Here is a 17232-nt window from a genome sequence, read left to right as displayed (position 1 = left end):
TCATCTGATGAACGACCCGCCTCAGCGCGGCGGCGCGGTGCCGGGCGGGGGCGGCGGCAGCGAGGCCTGTCCGCCGTTGAGCAGCGGCGTGATGTTGCGGATGGTGACGCGCCGGTTAATCGCGCTTGGCCCGTCGACCTGCTCCTTCAGGTACTGCTCGCCATAGCCCTGCGAGGTCAGGTTTTCCGCCGGCACGTTGAACTGCTGCGTCAGCAAGGTGGCCGCGGATTCGGCGCGGCGGTCTGACAGCGACAGATTGTCGACGTCGTTGCCGACCGCGTCGGTGTGACCCTCGATCAGGAATACCGCTCGCGGATTTTGCTGGATCGCCCGGTTGAGGCCATCGGCGATCACCTGGAGCTTCGCCGCCTGATCGGGCGGGATTTCCCACGATCCGGTTGCGAAGTTGATGGTGTTGACGTCGATGCTCGGCATGCGCTGGCGCACGGTCGGGCTGTAGCGGATTTCGTCCAGCGTATAACGCCGTTCGATCCGCTCCACCGGCGGGGCCATCAGGGTATCGTAGATCACCTCCGGCTCCGCCTCCTCGGCGTCGACGATGTACCGGTTGTAGGGAATGCGGATCGTCGGCGGCGGCAGTGCCACGAAGAATCCGCCGACCGCGCGCGGATCGCGGTAGCTGTTGTCGATGATGATGACCTCGCGGCCGCGCTCGTCGCGGCGGATCCGGCGCAGCAACTGGCCGTCACGGCCCATCACGGTGATCACCTGCGTGCCGTCGGGCCTGATCACGACAGTGCGCGTCTCGCCACCGACGGTCTGGGTCTGGATGTCACGCGCGCCGTAGCGGAAACGGTCCACCTCGCTGTGGCGGATATATTGCTGTCCGCCGGGATCGCGAATGATGATCCGGCCGGGTTCGGTAATAACGGTGCGGCCGCCCTGCTGGACTTCGCGGCGCTGGCCGCGGAAGTCCTCCAGGCGAGTCGGACCCGACGGTGGCGCACCCGGGGCAATGGCTTTGAGCCCGGCTTCCGGCGCCGGGGCCGCTGGCAGCGGTGCCGTGACCTGAGGTGCCTGGCGGAAGGCGGGCGCGACGGTCGGCGGGGCGTTTTGTGCCCGGCCGGCCGGTGGCGTGGCGGCGGGTGTGCCCGGTACGGCAGTCGGCGCCGTGGGAGCGGCCGCCGGTGGCGTTGCGCCCGGAGCGGCGGGGACGCCACCAGCGCTCGGCGCGGCAGGTGGCGGCGCGCCGGGTCGTCCCGGCGGTGTGGTCGGAGCGGCAGTCGGAGCGCCGGCGCTCGGAGGTGTCGTCGGTGCGCCCGGACGCGGCGGTGGCGCCGTCGTCGTGCTTCCGCCGGGTGGTGGGGCGGCGGTTGGGGCTTGCGGAGTCGGTGTGGTGGCAGGCGCCGGCGGCTGCTTGGCGCCGGCCGGTGGGGGCGGCGTCGGCACGGGCGATGGCGTCGCCTTCTGAGATGAAGGCGGCGGTGGTGGCGGCGTAGGTGCGGCCGGTTGCTTCGGCGCTGCCGGCGCGGCTGCCGGCGGAGGAGGTGGCGTCGGCGTCGGACGTGAAGGTGCAGCCGCCGGAGGCGGCGGAGTCGGAGTCGGCGCCTTTGGCGCGGCAGCGGGGGGCGGCGGAGGCGGCGTCGGTGCCTTCGGCGCGGCAGCGGGGGGCGGCGGAGGTGGCGTCGGTGCCTTCGGCGCGGCAGCCGGGGGAGGCGGAGGTGGCGTCGGACGCGGCGGGGGTGCAGCCGCTGGCGGCGGCGGGGGTGGCGTCGGGCGAGGTGGTGGAGCTGCAGCAGGCGGCGGCGGAGGGGCAGCTGGACGCGGAGGTGCCGCAGCCGGGGGTGGCGGCGGCGGGGCAGCCGGTGCCTTCGGCGCGGCTGCAGGCGGCGGGGCCCCCTTCGGCGGCGCCTTGGGCCTGCCGTCCGGGCCAACCTCTTCCTTGGCTTGCGCCACGACGAGCGGCGCGGTCTGCGCATACGATGCGGAGGTCGCGAGCTGCGTCGCCGTCAAAGCAGTCGTGGCGAGCAGCAGGATGCGAAGGTTTGTCATGATGTCCTTGGTCCCCGATAGGCCTGACAGCAACGGAAGGGCCCTCATTGACATGTCAGTTGGTCGATGAGCGGCTAATCATTAGGCCGGATTGTGGCGGCCTACAAATGGTCGGATGCTTTTTATTTCATCGATGCAATGGGTTGCATGCATCATCATTCATTGCGCGTTCAGGCGAGGTGTTCATCCGGCACCTGGGTCGGTGGCGGGATTGGGTGCACGGGGACCGTTCGGCCCGCGTATCGGTAACTCGTCCGGCATCTTGCCTGGCAACTCCTCAGGTGGTGGTGGCTGACCCGGTTCACGGAATGGTGGCGGCACGTCCGGACGGGGATTGCCCGGCGGGTTCTCCGGCGGCGGCTCGGTTGGTTGTCCCGGTGTCGCCGGCGGTATCTCCGGCGGTTCGATCGGCATCATGTCTCCTGAAGCTTCAACTTCAGGAACAATAACGGCGAGGCTGGCGCAAAGTTCCCGGGCGCCTCGCCAGTGGAACCGGCTAGGCCGGCGTGTGGCAGACGGCTTCGATGTTGTGGCCGTCTGGATCGAGCACGAACGCGCCGTAATAGTTCGGGTGGTAATGCGCGCGGATTCCCGGCGCGCCGTTGTCCCGTCCGCCGGCGGCCATGGCTGCCTTGTAGAAAGCGTCCACCGTAGAGCGGTCCTTGGCCACGATCGCGACATGCAACGGCTTGTCCAACCCGCCTTCGCCGCCGATCCAGAAATCGGGCTTTCCATCGGCGCCGAAACCCGCGGCGGGAGCGTGGCCGTGCTGCTCCTGGGTGACTTCCATCACGAGGGTGTAGTCGAGCGGCGCCAGGGCCTTCAGATAGAAGGTCTTGGAGCGTTCGTAGTCCGAAACCGGAAATCCGATGTGGTCGATCATTAAGCCCTCCTGCGGTTTGAGGAATGATTTGCGCCAGGAAAATTCAGCTTCGCGTCAGCAATGTGTTGCTGCGGGTCTTGCCGGTCTCGATATAGCCTCGCGTGTGCATGTCGGCGATGCAGTCGTCCAGCCATTCGTCCTTTGACAGATGCTCGATCACCATCGCACGGGGCCACAATGCCTGCGGTGCCTCGGCGAAGAAGCCGGTCAGCACGCGATCCTCAAACCCCTCGACGTCGATCTTGAGAGCATCGACACGGGCGACACCGGCCTCCTCGAGGATGCGCTGCAGCCGCAGCGACGGCACCTTGATCGCCTTGGCAGAGGCCTCGCCCGACACGATGTGGCTGGCGCCGAGATTGTCGCCGTCGGTTTCGATCAGCAGCTCGCCATCGGCGGGGCCGGCGGCCGCCGCGACCAGCCGCACCTGGGTGTAGCCGGAGGCTACGTTATTGAAGGCGAGCCGCGCATGGGTTACCGGATGCGGCTCGATCGCGATCACCTTGCCGCCGGCGCCGATATGACGCGCCAGCGCAAGCGCATAGGTGCCGACATTGGCGCCGACATCGATGAAGACCCCGCCCGCAGGGACATGCGCGCGCAAAAAATCCAGCTCCTCGACGTTGTAGGCGGGATTGAACAGCGCGCCGCGTTCGGTGGCGCTGGCTTGATGGTAGAAGCGGAACGAGGCGCCTTGATATCGCACGTCGATAGGACCTGCGCGCAGCAGGTTCACCAGCCGCGACAGCCAGGGGCGGAACGCGCCGCGCTTCAGCCGCGTGCGGTGGGCCAGCGAAATGATTGCGGCCTGTGCGGCATTCGGGGCGAACGCGCCGAACGGGGCGGGCGAAGGATCGTTGTCGGGCGTCAAGCAAAAGTCCTCGGGTAGAAGCGGCGCATGCATAGCCGGTTTTAAGCGCGACTCCAACGACGGGAAGTCTTTTATCTCACGCCGCCTTCTTCGCAGCTTGGCGATGGCGCAGGAAGCTGCCGAGCAGCCGTTTTCTGTCCTTGCGCGGGATCAGGTTGACGTCGCTGACGAGCTTGGCGCCGCCCTTGCGCCGTTCCAGCACGATCTTGCGGCTGTGAAACGCCTCCAGTTCGACGCGGTGGGCGACGCTGACGATCGTTGCCTTCGGCAGCTCCTTGATGACGATCTCCATCATCTTGTCCTGGCTCTTTTCGTCGAGCGCCGACGTCGCCTCATCCAGCACCACGATGTCGGGGTTGTGCAGCAGCAGGCGCGCAAACGCCAGCCGCTGCTTCTCGCCGCCGGAGAGCGTCTGGTCCCACGGTCCCTCTTCCTCGATCTTCTCCTTGAGATGGTCGAGGCCGACCTTGTGCAGGGCGTCGCAGATCTGCTCGGTGAGCCAGTCATCGGCGGCGCCGGGATAGGCGATCGCGCGCCGCAGCGTGCCGGACGGAATGTAGGGCTTTTGCGGCAGCATGAAGAGCCGGCGGTCGGGGTGGAAGTTGACGCTGCCGCCGCCCCACGGCCACAGCCCCGCCAGCGCGCGGACCAGCGTACTTTTGCCGGTACCGGACTCGCCGGCCACCAGCAACCGCTCGCCGGGTTCGATCACGACTTCCGTCTCGCCCACAACGGCGGTGCCGTCATCGAGCGTGACCGAGAGATCGTTGAGGCTCAGCATGGCGTCGCCCTCGGTCTCGCCGCGCTTGATGCGGCCGATGCCATCGCCCTGCTCGGCGCGCTCGAGGCCATCGAGCGACATCATCAGCGAAGCGATGCGGTGTGCGCAGGCGTTCCAGTCAGCGAGCCGCGGATAATTGTCGACCAGCCAGCCGAACGCGGTCTGCACGATGGTGAAGGCGGACGCCGCCTGCATCACCTGTCCGAGGCTCATGCTGCCGTCGAGAAACTTTGGCGCGCACAACAGCAGCGGGACCACCGGCGCGATCAGACCAGACCCCTGCGACACCAGCGTGGTGCGCATGTGCTGGCCGGCGAGCCTCGCCCATTGCCGCAGCACCTTTGAAAAAGTCTTGTCGATGCCATCGCGCTCTTCCTGCTCGCCGCCGAGCAGCGCGATGCTTTCGCCGTTCTCGCGCACGCGGGTCAGCGCGTAGCGGTATTCGGCCTCGGCCTGGTTCTTGTCCTCGGACACCTGCACGAAGCTTCGTCCGATCGTCATGATCGAGCCTGAAGCGAGCGCGGCATAAATGACGGCGGCAATCACGAGGAAGCCGGGGATGGTAATGGTCGAGCCTCCCAGCGTCACCGTCAGCGCGCCGCCGATGGTCCACAGCACGACAATGAAGGTGGCGGCCGACAGAAATGCCGACGTGACGCCGGCGACGAAATCGACCGGCGAGTCGGTGGCGATGCGCAAATCCTCGGCAATGCGATACTCCGGGTTCTGGTGATCGCCACTGACGAGATTGAGCTGATAGTAGCGGCCGCTCGCCAGCCATCGCGATACCATCGCGTTGGTCAGCCAGGCGCGCCAGCGGCGCTGGATGCCCATGCGGGCGAACACCTGCGCCACGCCGAGCAATACGCTGCCGATCGCCAGCGGGAAGAACACCGCGGCAAGGTAATAGACGGTGGCGGAATCGCGCTTCTCGATGGCGTCGAAGATGGCGCGGTTCCAGACATTGACTCCGTATTGAAAGCCGACATGGCCGACGATCAGGAGCAGCAGCCCGCTCGAGAACAGCCATGCCAGCCGGTCGCCGTTCTTGCCCCAATAGCCGCGCGCGCTGATCCAGAACCGCGTCAGCAGATAATCCTTGCGGGCCTGCTCGGCCTCTTCCGGCGACATCTGCGGATCGGGCTCGACCGCCTCCGGCGGTGGTGGCTCGACGTGATCGCCGGCTTCGGCGACAACCTCTACAAATTCCGCCTTTTCCGCGGAATCCGATTTGGTTGCGCGCGGATCGGGCTTGCTGGATGCCCTGGCCATGGCGTCACAACGGCAGGCAAATCAAAAGGTTCCCGATGGTTCCCGGAGCGCCCTAAGCCGGAAGCACCAGGCTTCATGATGATGCGGCTGTCGGTGCCCGTTTTAATTTCCGGCGGCCGACCCGCTGCAGCACGTGCGAGAGCTGCTCGACGGAATAGGGCTTTTGCAGCAGCTCAAAACCGTAGCTGCCGTGTTCCGACAGCACGTGGCTATAACCGCTGGTCAGCACGACCGGCAGGTCGGCGTGCCGGCGGCGGATTTCCTGGGCGAGTTCAATGCCGGTCATGCCTGGCATGACCACGTCGGTGAACACGACATCGAAACGATCGGCGTCGGCGGCCAGCTCTTCGAGCGCATGCATGGCGCTGTCGACCAGGCGAGTGGTGTAGCCGAGATCAGTCAGTGCGTCGCTGGCAAATTGCCCGACCTCCTCGTTGTCCTCGACCACGAGCACCGACATCTCGCTCCCCTCGATCGCCAGGGCGCCTGCTGCCGGCGCCTGTCGCGATTTCCCGCTGCCGGCGGTGCGCGGCAGATAGAGCGTGAAGATACTGCCTTTGCCCACTTCGCTGGCGACCGTTACTTCGCCGTCGGATTGCTTGGCGAAACCGAACACCTGCGACAGGCCCAGCCCGGTGCCATGGCCGGCCTGCTTGGTCGTGAAGAAGGGGTCGAAGATACGTTCGAACTGATCCGGCGGAATGCCGCTGCCGGTGTCGGCGACGGATACGGCAACATAGCCATATGGATTTTGCGACAGTGGCGCGGCGTTGGGCAGGCTGGCCGCCATTCCCACCGCAATCGTCAGCCGTCCATGGCCTTCCATGGCGTCCCGCGCGTTGACTGCCATGTTGATGATGGCGGTTTCGAACTGGCCGGCGTCGGCGTTGACGAAGCACGGTTCTTCCGGCCCAAGGATGACGATCTCGATACGCGAGCCGACCAGGGTGCCGATCATTTCGCTCAGCGTCTGCACGCTTCGTCCGACGTCGAACACCTCCGGTTTCAACGTTTGCCGCCGTGCAAACGCCAGCAATTGCCCGGTCAGCTTGGCGGCGCGGGTCACCGTATCCGAGATCGCTTCGATGTAGCGCAGCCGCCGCGGCTCCGGTAGGTCGGGCCGTCGCAACAGGTCCACGGAAGCGCGGATCACCGTGAGCAGATTGTTGAAGTCGTGCGCGACGCCGCCGGTGAGCTGGCCCAGCGCCTCCAGCCGCTGGCCGTGCTTCAGCGCTTCCTCGGCCACCTGCCGCTTCTCGGCTTCGAAATAGAGATGGCGGGTCCGGCGCAAGGCCAGCCCCAGCAGGGCAAACAGCAGCGCGGTGGCAGGCGCGCCGAAGATCAGATGCTGGCTCATCGTGGAAAGCCAGCGGGCGCGTATCGCCGAGGTCTCGAGGCCGGCGCCGACATAGACCGGGTATTCGGCGAGCTGCCGGTGGCCGAGGCGGCGTTCGATGCCGTCGGTCGGCGACGTCACAGTGATGAGGCCGGCCCCGGCATTGGCCGATATCAATTGTCCGACCGGTCCGTTGCGGTCGAGGCGGATGTCGCGATCGATGACCGGGAAACGCGCCAGCACGGTGCCGTCCGCCCGGCCAAGCGCGAAGTAGCTGCCGGGCTCCCGGCCGATCCGGGCGTAGTAATTCTCGAAATATTCCGGGAACACGGAAGCCTGCAGCACGCCGGCGAAGCTGCCGTCCTCACTTGGGCGCCGTCTGCTGACGCCGAAGAACGTCGCACCCTGATACGGCGGCCGCGGCGTCAGCGCTTCACCGATATAGGTTCCGATATCGCCGGCGACATGGACCTTGAAATAATCCCGGTCGGAAAAATCGATCCCGGGCGCCGGGACGACCAGGCTGTTGACGAGGGCGTGCCCCTTGGCGTCGAAGATCCAGGCCGACTTCACCTGCGGCAGGGAGGCGACCAGTTGTTTCAGCCGCAGATGCAGCAATTGCTCGCGCGCAATGATCTCGGCATCGGGAACGTCGCGGATGATCTCGGCGATCTCCGACAGGCTGCGGTCGATGGTTTCGAATACCTTCAGCGCATGTTCGTGCGCGACATCCAGCGCGCGTTCGATCTCGCGGTCGGCGGTTTCGCGGATCGAGACCCAGGAGACGGCGGATGCAAATACAAACAGCGCCAACGGAAGGGCCAGCGACGCGACCATCATCCATTGCAGCAGTCTCAGCGAATTACGTTGCTCGATCCGCACGGGCGCTCCGGCTCCACGTCGAGCTTAACGCAATCATTCACAGAGAACAAAGTTAGTCGGAAATGGAACCTGGCTTGATAATAATCGATTCAAATCAGGCCGATCGCAGGGCTTCGTCTACGCTCAGCGCCTAGATCTGCCGCTCGACCATTTTCAGCTTGAGCTCGGCGATGGCCTCCGACGGGTTGAGACCCTTCGGGCACGCCTTGGCGCAGTTCATGATGGTATGGCAGCGGTAGAGACGGAACGGATCTTCGAGGTCATCGAGCCGCTCGCCGGTGGCTTCATCGCGGGAATCCGTCACCCAGCGCGTCGCCTGCAACAGCGCGGCCGGCCCGAGGAACCGCTCGCTGTTCCACCAATAGCTCGGGCAGGAAGTCGAGCAGCAGGCGCAGAGAATGCACTCGTAGAGGCCGTCGAGCTTCTCGCGGTCCTCGTGGCTCTGCTTCCATTCCTTCTGCGGCGTCGGCGTGGTCGTCTTCAGCCACGGCTCGATCGAGGCATATTGCGCGTAGAAATTGGTTAGGTCCGGCACCAGGTCCTTCACGACCGGCTGATGCGGCAGCGGGTTGACCTTCACCGCACCGCCTGAGGCCACGTCATGCATCGACTTGGTGCAGGCCAGCGTGTTCTGACCGTCGATGTTCATCGCGCAGGAGCCGCAGACGCCTTCGCGGCAGGAGCGGCGGAAAGTCAGCGTCGGGTCGATGTGGTTCTTGATCCAGATCAGGCCGTCCAGCACCATCGGCCCGCATTCGTTGACGTCGACGTGATAGGTGTCGACGCTCGGGTTCTTGCCATCGTCCGGATTCCAGCGATAGACCCTGAACTCGCGCGTCTCGGTCGCGCCCGCCGGCTTCGGCCAGGTCTTGCCGCCAGTGATCCTTGAATTTTTTGGAAGCGCGAATTCAACCATGCTTGCAAGCCTTCGCTGTCGTCATCAGTAAACCCGCGCCTTCGGCGGGATGTACTGAACGTCGTTCGTCATCGTGTAGTCGTGCACCGGGCGATAGTCGATCGTGGTCTTGCCGCGATCGTTGATCCAGGCCAGCGTGTGCTTCATCCAGTTCTTGTCGTCGCGCTCGGCGAAATCCTCGCGCGCATGGGCGCCGCGGCTCTCGGTGCGGTTCGCCGCCGAGTCCATGGTCACCACCGCCTGCACGATCAGATTGTCGAATTCAAGCGTCTCGATCAGGTCGGAGTTCCAAACCAGCGAGCGGTCGGTGGTCGCGATATCGCCGATGCCGCCATGCACCTTGTGGATCAGGTTCTGGCCTTCATGCAGGATCTCGCCGGTGCGGAACACCGCGCAATTATTCTGCATGACATGCTGCATGCTGTCGCGCAGCTTCGCGGTCGGCGTGCCGCCGGAAGCGTAGCGATAGTGGTCAAGCCGGCCGAGCGCCAAGTCGGATGAATCCTTCGGCAGTTCCGGTTGCTTGCCGTTCGGCGTCAGCTTTTCCGCGAGCCGCAGCGCGGCGGCGCGGCCGAACACGACGAGGTCGATCAGCGAGTTCGAGCCCAGACGATTTGCGCCATGCACGGAGACGCACGCGGCTTCGCCGATCGCCATCAGGCCGGGCACCACGGCATTGTCGTCGCCGTCCTTCTTGGTCAGCACTTCGGCGTGATAATTGGTGGGAATGCCGCCCATGTTGTAGTGCACGGTCGGCACGATCGGGATCGGCTCGCGGGTGACGTCGACATTGGCGAAAATCTTCGCCGATTCGGAAATGCCCGGCAGCCGCTCCTGCAAAACCTTTGGATCGAGATGATCGAGGTGCAAGTAGATGTGGTCCTTCTTCTTGCCGACGCCGCGGCCTTCGCGGATCTCGATGGTCATCGAGCGCGAGACCACGTCGCGCGACGCAAGATCCTTGGCGGATGGCGCATAGCGCTCCATGAAGCGCTCGCCCTCGGAATTGACGAGATAGCCGCCTTCGCCGCGGGCGCCCTCGGTGACGAGGCAGCCGGCGCCGTAGATGCCGGTCGGGTGGAACTGGACGAATTCCATGTCCTGCAGCGGCAGGCCGGCACGCAGCACCATGCCGCCGCCGTCGCCGGTGCAGGTATGCGCCGAGGTGCAGGAGGCGTAGGCGCGGCCGTAGCCACCGGTCGCCAGAATCGTGGTCTGGGCGCGGAAGCGGTGCAGCGTGCCGTCGTCGAGCTTGAGCGCGATGACGCCGCGGCAGACGCCCTGGTCGTCCATGATCAGGTCGATGGCGAAGAACTCGATGTAGAATTCGGCCGAATGGCGCAGCGCCTGGCCGTACATCGTGTGCAGCATGGCGTGGCCGGTCCGGTCGGCGGCGGCGCAGGTGCGCTGCGCCTGGCCCTTGCCGAAGTCGAGGGTCATGCCGCCGAACGGGCGCTGGTAGATCTTGCCGTCCTCGGTGCGCGAGAACGGCACGCCCCAGTGCTCGAGCTCGTAGACGGCTTCCGGCGCGTTGCGCACCATGTATTCGATCGCGTCCTGGTCGCCGAGCCAGTCCGACCCCTTGACGGTGTCGTACATGTGCCAGCGCCAGTCGTCCGGATGCATGTTGCCGAGCGAAGCCGAGATGCCGCCTTGCGCCGCAACCGTATGCGAGCGGGTCGGGAACACTTTGGTGATGCAGGCGGTACGCAGGCCCGCCTCCGAGCAGCCGACCACGGCACGCAGGCCGGCGCCGCCGGCGCCAACGACCACCACGTCGTAGGTGTGATCCTCGATCGGATAGGATTTTCCGTTGGTGGCAGGACTACTGCCGATTCCGCCACTGCCGTTGCCGGCCTTGCCGTTACCTTCAGCGGCCGTCCTTTGAGCAGCCATGGGTTAGACTCCCGATGACAGTTTGAGGATCGCGTAGATCGACGCCAGCGCCACCGCGAAACAAAAGAAATTATTCGCCATCACGCTGGCGAGCTTGATCTTCTCGTTATGCACGTAGTCCTCGATCACTACCTGCATGCCGATCTTCATGTGCCAGGCGCTGGCGATGATGAAGAGGGTCAGGATGATCGCGATCGGCGGCGAGCCCAGGATCTGCGCCGCGCCGGCCTGGTTGCGGCCGATCAGCATCAGCACGATCACGATGACGGGCACGATCAGCAGCGTCAGCGCCACGCCCGTGAGACGCTGGCGCCAGAAATCGGAAGTTCCGGAGTGCGAGGAGCCGAGATGGCGGACACGCCCGAGCGGCGTGCGCATCGAAGCCTTGGGTGCGCTCATCGTCCGCCTCCGACCGTGTAGGCGACGATCCAGACCAGCACCGTAAGCGAAATGCCGCCGATCAGCGCGCCCCAGGTCAAGGCCTCCCGCTCATTGGCCTTGAAGCCGTAGCCGAGATCCCAGACGAAATGCCTGATACCGCTCAGGAGATGATGCAGCAGCGCCCATGTATAGCCGAACACGATCAGCTTGCCGATGATGCTGCCGGTAAAGGCCTGTACATTGGCGTAGGCGCCGGGGCCGGAGGCGGCGGCGATCAGCCACCAGGCCAGCAGAAGGGTACCAAAATACAGCGCCATGCCCGTGATGCGGTGGACGATGGACAGCGCCATCGTCAGGGTCCAGCGATAGGTCTGCAAATGGGGCGATAGCGGTCGTTCGATCCTGGCGGTCATTCGGCGGCTTTTATGTTGTGTGCACCGCGGCCGGCCCATCGGGGAGCCCGGTAGATGAATTCTATTTACGGAGTCGAATCCGTCCGCGCAACGATCAAATCGCTTGAAATCGAACCGCTGTTCATTGCTAGCGGGCTATGAGGCGCGATTGATCAGCGACTTGGTATACCACGGCCATTTGGCGCGGTTTAAAGATTGAATAATGATTCTGTTTATTGGTCGGTGCAGAGCTGCGCGCCGAGCGGATCGACGCCGCGCCAGCGCTCGACGAGCTAATCGACGAAGGCCCTGATCTTCGACGAAGCCAGCCGCGGCGGTTGGAACATCAGGTTCAATGGCACTGGCGCCAGCGGCTGCAAGCGCGTCGAGGCTATTCATCCAGAGCCGACCGGATATGCGGATTTTGCGGTCCGCCCTGAAGGACCTAGGTGTCGCGGGCGGCTATGCAGTTGTGCAGGTCGCAGGTTCTGAACACGGGATACTCAAGACATGATGGCCGGCCTCGATCCCAAAGAGCTCATCGAACTGGCCTTGCTGCTGATCGCGGTCGGGGCGCTGTCGGGATTTCTGGCCGGCGTGTTCGGCATCGGCGGCGGCGCCATCCTGGTGCCGGTGTTCTACGAATGCTTCCGGCTGGCCGGCGTGCCGCTGGAGGTGCGGATGCCGCTCTGCATCGGCACTTCGCTCGCCATCATCATCCCGACCTCGCTCGCCTCGTTTCGCGCCCATTACGCCCGCGGCGCGGTCGACATGGCGATCCTCAGGCGCTGGTGGCTGCCGGTCGTGCTCGGCGTCGTCGCCGGCAGCGTCACGGCGCGCTTCGCGCCGGAGCGCCTGTTCAAGATCGTGTTCGTGATGGTGGCGTGGTCGGCGGCAGCGCGGCTGCTGCTGGCGCGGGAAACCTGGAAGCTCGGCGACGACATGCCGAAGGGTTTTCCGATGCGCGTCTACGGCTTCTTCGTCGGGCTGTTGTCGACCTTGATGGGCGTCGGCGGCGGTCTGTTCGCGAACCTCTTGATGACCTTCTATGGCCGGCCGATCCATCAGGCGGTCGCGACCTCATCGGCGCTCGCCGTGCTGATCTCGATCCCCGGCGCGATTGGCTATGTCTATGCCGGTTGGCCTGTGGCGGCGCGCTTTCCCGATGTCACCGCGCTGCAGGTGCCGTTTGCGCTCGGCTATGTGTCGTTGATCGGGGCGCTGTTGGCGATGCCGACCACGCTGATCACGGCGCCGCTCGGGGTGAAGGTTGCGCACGCGCTGTCGAAGCGCACGCTGGAGATGGCGTTCGGCGCGTATATGTTCATCGTGGGTGGAAGGTTCGCGATCAGCCTGTTGTGAGGCGAGGATCCGAAAACAGTTGTCGATGTCGTCCCGCGAACGCAGGGACCCATAACCACAGGTGTCGGTGGTTGGAGAAAAGCCGTCGAACAGCGTTTTTCAAAACATCCGCCGCGGCGTATGGATCCCTGCGTTCGCAGGGACGACTGCAGCTACTTCGCGTAAATCTTGGCGTACGTATCCCGCAAAATATTCTTTTGCACCTTGCCCATGGCGTTGCGCGGCAGTTCATCGACCACGAACACGCGCTTCGGCATCTTGAATTTGGCGAGCCTGCCGTCGAGCGCCTTCAGCACGCCCGCTTCGGTGACGTCAGCGCCCTTGTTGCAGACGACGACCGCGGTGACGCCTTCGCCGAAATCGGTATGCGGCACGCCGATCACGGCGGATTCGATCACGCCCGGCATGGCGTCGATCTCGCTCTCGATTTCCTTCGGATAGACGTTGAAGCCGCCCGAGATCACCAGGTCCTTGCCGCGGCCGAGAATATGGACATAGCCCTTGGGGTCGATCTTGCCGAGATCGCCGGTGATGAAGAAGCCGTCGTCGCGGAATTCGGATTTTGTCTTTTCCGGCATCCGCCAGTAACCCTTGAACACATTCGGGCCCTTGACCTCGATCATGCCGATCTCGTCGCGCGCAATCTCCTTGCCGGTCTCGGGGTCGGTGACGCGGACGGAGACGCCGGGCAGGGGATGACCGACGGCGCCGGGGACGCGCTCGCCGTCATAGGGGTTGGAGGTGTTCATGTTGGTTTCGGTCATGCCGTAGCGTTCGAGCACGGCGTGGCCGGTGCGCGCGGCCCATTCGCGGTGGGTGTCGGCGAGCAGCGGCGCGGAGCCCGAAATGAACAGCCGCATATGTTTGGTCGATTCCTTCGAAAGCGCCGGGCTCTGCAAAAGCCGTGTGTAGAAGGTCGGCACTCCCATCATGACGGTGGCGCGCGCCATCAGCTTGATGATCATTTCAGGATCGAATTTCGGCAGAAATATCATCGAGGCGCGGGCGAACAGCGTGACGTTGCTCGCCACGAACAGGCCGTGGGTGTGATAGATCGGCAGCGCGTGGATCAGCACATCCTTATCCGTGAAGCGCCAGTAGTCGACCAGGCTGTAGGAGTTCGATGCCAGATTGTCGTGCGTCAGCATCGCGCCCTTGGAACGGCCTGTGGTGCCCGACGTGTAGAGGATCGCGGCGAGGTCGTCATTGCCGCGCGCGACCGTCGTAAACGCCGCATCGGCCTTCGCGGCGGCATCCGTCAGCGATCCCTTGCCGTCGGCCCCAAGCGTTTCGACTTTTGCCTTCACCTTTGCCGCGATCGCGCCGATGCCTTCGGCCTTAGAGAGGTCGCACACGACCAGCGACGGCTCGGCGTCGGAGATGAAGTAGTCGAGTTCGTTGAGCGTGTAGGCGGTGTTGAGCGGAAGATACACCGCGCCGGCGCGCACGGTCGCGAGATAGAGCACCAGCGCCGGCACCGATTTCTCGGTCTGGGCTGCGACGCGGTCGCCGGGCTTGACGCCGCGCGCGGCCAGCACGTTTGCCATCTGGCCGGCGCGGGCGATCAGCTCGCCATAGCTGATGCGCGTGCCATCGAGCATTTCGATCGCGAGCCGGTTCGGATCGTCGAGCGTGTCGAACAGGCGGGAAAACAGGTTGGCGTTGGCGGTCGTGTTCATGCAACATTCCCTGAGGGGCGCTGGCCAGCGGAATTTCGTGGGCTGGAATAGCAAGAACGCCCTTTAAAAAGCAACGGAGACAGTTTGCATGACAAATAGCGGGAAACGCGTGGCCTGGGTGACAGGCGGCGGCAGCGGAATTGGCGAGTCCGGGGCGGAATTCCTTGCGGCGGATGGCTGGATCGTGGTGGTTTCGGGCCGGCGCAAGGACGCGCTGGACAAGGTGGTCGCAAACATCACCAAAAAGGGCGGCAAGGCCGAGGCGATCCCGCTCGACGTCAGCAACAAGGCCGATGTCGACAAGGCGGCCGACCAGATCCTCTCCAGCTACGGCCGGATCGATCTCTTGGTCAATAGCGCCGGCATCAACGTGCCGAAGCGGAGCTGGGCCGACATGGAAGTGGACGGCTGGGACAAGGTCGTCGATATCAACCTGAACGGCGTGCTCTATTGCATGCGGGCAGTGCTGCCGGCCATGCGGAAGCAGAAGGACGGCTGCATCATCAACGTCGCGTCCTGGGCCGGCCGACATGTCTCAAAGATGCCGGGCCCGGCCTACACCACCACAAAACACGCGGTACTGGCGCTGACCCATTCCTTCAACATGGACGAATGCGTCAACGGCCTGCGCGCCTGCTGCCTGTCGCCTGGTGAAGTCGCGACCCCGATCCTCAAATCGCGCCCTGTTGTGCCGTCGGAGGAGGAGCAGGCCAAAATGCTGCAACCGGAAGATTGCGGCCGCACCATCGCCTTCGTCGCCAGCATGCCGCCGCGGGTGTGCATGAACGAGATCCTGATCAGTCCGACGCATAATCGCGGTTTCATCCAGACGCCGCATAATAGGGATTAGGACGAGCTCTCACCGGTGGTCGTCCCTGCAAAAGCTGGGACTCATAGCCACCGGCTTTAGTTTTGCGAAAAACGTCAGCCACCGAGCCTGACTGCGAGATCACGCGGTATGGGTCCCTGCGTTCGCATGCGTTCGCAGGGACGACGCCGAGCCTTGCCCGCGCGCTGTCGCCGCACGGCCAGCCCTCTCAAAAGTTTCAGCCATCACGATAAATTATTCGCCGAAACCGGCCGAAAAACCTCCCGTAGCTCGGCCCAACGACGACGAAATCAACCGGTCAATCGACCAGCGTCGTTGTTTTCACTACCGGCGGATAGCCGCCGGCCATCGCAATCCTCGGGAGAAGATTCCATGTCCAAACGTATTGCACTTCTGTCCGCCGCCGTGTTCAGCGCTCTGGCTTTCACCGCCACCATCACCGCGCCCGCCAGCGCGGAGGAAAAGACCGTGATGGTCGGCGGCGCGGCGATGTTCCCCTCCAAGAACATCATCCAGAACGCCGTCAACTCGAAGGACCACACCACGCTGGTCGCCGCCGTGAAGGCCGCCGGCCTGGTCGAGACGCTGGAAGGCAAGGGCCCGTTCACGGTGTTCGCGCCGACCAACACCGCCTTCGGCAAGCTGCCGGCCGGCACGGTCGACACGCTGGTGAAGCCTGAGAACAAGGCGACCCTGACCAAGATCCTCACCTACCACGTCGTGCCCGGCAAGCTCGCCGCGTCCGATCTGAAGGACGGCATGAAGCTCAAGACCGCCGAAGGCGAGCAACTGTCGGTCAAGCTCCAGGATGGCAAGACCTGGATCGTCGACGCCAAGGGTGGAACCTCGATGGTCACGATCTCGAACGTCAATCAGTCCAACGGCGTGATCCATGTGGTCGACACCGTGCTGATGCCGGCGTCCTGAACTCCCGCGCGCCCCTGACTGGTCCCAACAGGGCGTGTGGATTGGCGAGCCGGGGCAACCCGGCTCGCTTTTTTGTGAATTCGATACGCACCAGGCATCGATCTGATAGCGTCACAGCAGTAACGAAAACCCGGTTCCGGGCGTATAATTGACAGCGAATTGCAAGCGGGGAAGAGCCATGTCGGCCGTCACAGTCAGCGACGAGCAAGCCACCTCAACCAAGGCAAAGGTCATCCAGCCGGCCTGGGTGCGGGCGCTGCATTGGACCAACGCCTTCGCGATGGTCCTAATGATCATGTCGGGATGGCAGATCTACAATGCCTCGCCGCTGTTCGATTTCCGCTTCCCTCCGAGCATCACGCTGGGTGGCTGGCTCGCTGGCGCGCTGCTCTGGCATTTCGCCGCGATGTGGCTGTTGATGGTCAACGGCCTGATCTATCTGGTGTTGGGTTTTGTCACCGGCCGCTTCCGCAAGAAGCTGCTGCCGATCACGCCGGAGGGCGTGATCTCGGATACGAAAGCGGCGCTGACCGGCAAGCTGTCGCATGACGATCTGACGAAATATAACTACGTGCAGAAGCTGCTTTATGCCGGCGTCATCGTCATCGGCGTCCTGATCGTGTTGTCGGGCCTGGCGATCTGGAAGCCGGTGCAGTTGCAATATCTGACGGCGCTGTTCGGCGGCTATGATGCAGCCCGCTACGTCCATTTCTTCTGCATGGCGGGTATCGTCGCCTTTATGGTGGTTCATGTCGCGCTCGCCCTTCTGGTGCCGAAGAGCCTGCGCGCCATGATCATCGGCCGCTAATTCA

The 17232-nt window shown here is 64.4% G+C and carries 15 protein-coding genes; 4 read left to right on the top strand and 11 right to left on the bottom strand.

Annotated elements, in window-relative coordinates; genetic code table 11:
- Nucleotides 1-21 precede the first annotated feature (21 nt).
- The 10 genes from V1288_RS11160 to sdhC form a co-directional block, all read right to left on the bottom strand.
- Nucleotides 22-2013, bottom strand: coding sequence for an OmpA family protein (locus V1288_RS11160; protein ID WP_334357091.1), 1992 nt, complete (start codon nucleotides 2011-2013; stop codon nucleotides 22-24).
- Between the two features lie 183 nt (nucleotides 2014-2196).
- Nucleotides 2197-2427 (bottom strand): hypothetical protein, encoded by a 231-nt coding sequence (locus V1288_RS11155; protein ID WP_334357090.1) that lies wholly within the window; start codon nucleotides 2425-2427, stop codon nucleotides 2197-2199.
- Nucleotides 2428-2509: 82 nt separating this feature from the next.
- Nucleotides 2510-2896 carry a VOC family protein gene (locus tag V1288_RS11150; protein WP_334357089.1) on the bottom strand — a complete coding sequence of 129 codons (387 nt, stop codon included), beginning with the start codon at nucleotides 2894-2896 and terminating at the stop codon, nucleotides 2510-2512.
- 43 nt (nucleotides 2897-2939) lie between these two features.
- Nucleotides 2940-3767 carry an FkbM family methyltransferase gene (locus tag V1288_RS11145; RefSeq protein WP_334357088.1) on the bottom strand — a complete coding sequence of 276 codons (828 nt, stop codon included), beginning with the start codon at nucleotides 3765-3767 and terminating at the stop codon, nucleotides 2940-2942.
- 76 nt (nucleotides 3768-3843) lie between these two features.
- Nucleotides 3844-5820, bottom strand: coding sequence for an ABC transporter ATP-binding protein/permease (locus V1288_RS11140; protein ID WP_334357087.1), 1977 nt, complete (start codon nucleotides 5818-5820; stop codon nucleotides 3844-3846).
- 73 nt (nucleotides 5821-5893) lie between these two features.
- A complete protein-coding gene (locus V1288_RS11135) occupies nucleotides 5894-8038 on the bottom strand; it encodes a hybrid sensor histidine kinase/response regulator (protein ID WP_334357086.1) in 2145 nt (714 codons plus the stop codon).
- Nucleotides 8039-8168: 130 nt separating this feature from the next.
- A complete protein-coding gene (locus V1288_RS11130) occupies nucleotides 8169-8954 on the bottom strand; it encodes a succinate dehydrogenase iron-sulfur subunit (protein ID WP_334357085.1) in 786 nt (261 codons plus the stop codon).
- 24 nt (nucleotides 8955-8978) lie between these two features.
- Entirely contained in the window at nucleotides 8979-10850 is a 1872-nt protein-coding gene (gene sdhA, locus V1288_RS11125) for a succinate dehydrogenase flavoprotein subunit (RefSeq protein WP_334357084.1), read from the bottom strand.
- A gap of 3 nt (nucleotides 10851-10853) precedes the next feature.
- On the bottom strand, nucleotides 10854-11249 hold the full coding sequence (gene sdhD / locus V1288_RS11120) for a succinate dehydrogenase, hydrophobic membrane anchor protein (protein WP_334357083.1): 396 nt from the start codon (nucleotides 11247-11249) through the stop codon (nucleotides 10854-10856).
- The gene (sdhC, locus tag V1288_RS11115) at nucleotides 11246-11644 is read right to left on the bottom strand and encodes a succinate dehydrogenase, cytochrome b556 subunit (protein ID WP_334357082.1); all 399 of its coding nucleotides are present in this window, start codon (nucleotides 11642-11644) and stop codon (nucleotides 11246-11248) included. Before sdhC ends, sdhD begins: the two co-directional genes overlap by 4 nt.
- Nucleotides 11645-12133: 489 nt before the next feature.
- On the opposite strand from sdhC, the gene V1288_RS11110 reads away from it, so the two are divergent.
- Nucleotides 12134-12985: a sulfite exporter TauE/SafE family protein gene (locus V1288_RS11110; protein WP_334357081.1), complete on the top strand. Its 852-nt coding sequence runs from the start codon at nucleotides 12134-12136 to the stop codon at nucleotides 12983-12985.
- A gap of 152 nt (nucleotides 12986-13137) precedes the next feature.
- Here the strand turns inward: V1288_RS11110 and V1288_RS11105 are convergent, their stop codons facing one another.
- The gene (locus tag V1288_RS11105) at nucleotides 13138-14664 is read right to left on the bottom strand and encodes a malonate--CoA ligase (RefSeq protein WP_334357080.1); all 1527 of its coding nucleotides are present in this window, start codon (nucleotides 14662-14664) and stop codon (nucleotides 13138-13140) included.
- Between the two features lie 88 nt (nucleotides 14665-14752).
- Here V1288_RS11105 and V1288_RS11100 point away from each other — a divergent pair, with 88 nt between their 5' ends.
- From V1288_RS11100 to V1288_RS11090, 3 genes are all read left to right on the top strand, one after another.
- Nucleotides 14753-15514 (top strand): SDR family oxidoreductase, encoded by a 762-nt coding sequence (locus tag V1288_RS11100; RefSeq protein ID WP_334357079.1) that lies wholly within the window; start codon nucleotides 14753-14755, stop codon nucleotides 15512-15514.
- Between the two features lie 351 nt (nucleotides 15515-15865).
- Nucleotides 15866-16420 (top strand): fasciclin domain-containing protein, encoded by a 555-nt coding sequence (locus tag V1288_RS11095; protein WP_334357078.1) that lies wholly within the window; start codon nucleotides 15866-15868, stop codon nucleotides 16418-16420.
- A 178-nt stretch (nucleotides 16421-16598) separates the two neighbouring features.
- Nucleotides 16599-17228: a cytochrome b/b6 domain-containing protein gene (locus tag V1288_RS11090; RefSeq protein WP_334357077.1), complete on the top strand. Its 630-nt coding sequence runs from the start codon at nucleotides 16599-16601 to the stop codon at nucleotides 17226-17228.
- Nucleotides 17229-17232: the final 4 nt, after the last annotated feature.

Source organism: Bradyrhizobium sp. AZCC 2176 (assembly GCF_036924645.1).
Classification (GTDB): Bacteria; Pseudomonadota; Alphaproteobacteria; order Rhizobiales; family Xanthobacteraceae; genus Bradyrhizobium.
The sequence above is the reverse complement of the archived record's forward strand: the minus strand, read 5'-3'. Positions and strand labels throughout refer to the sequence as shown.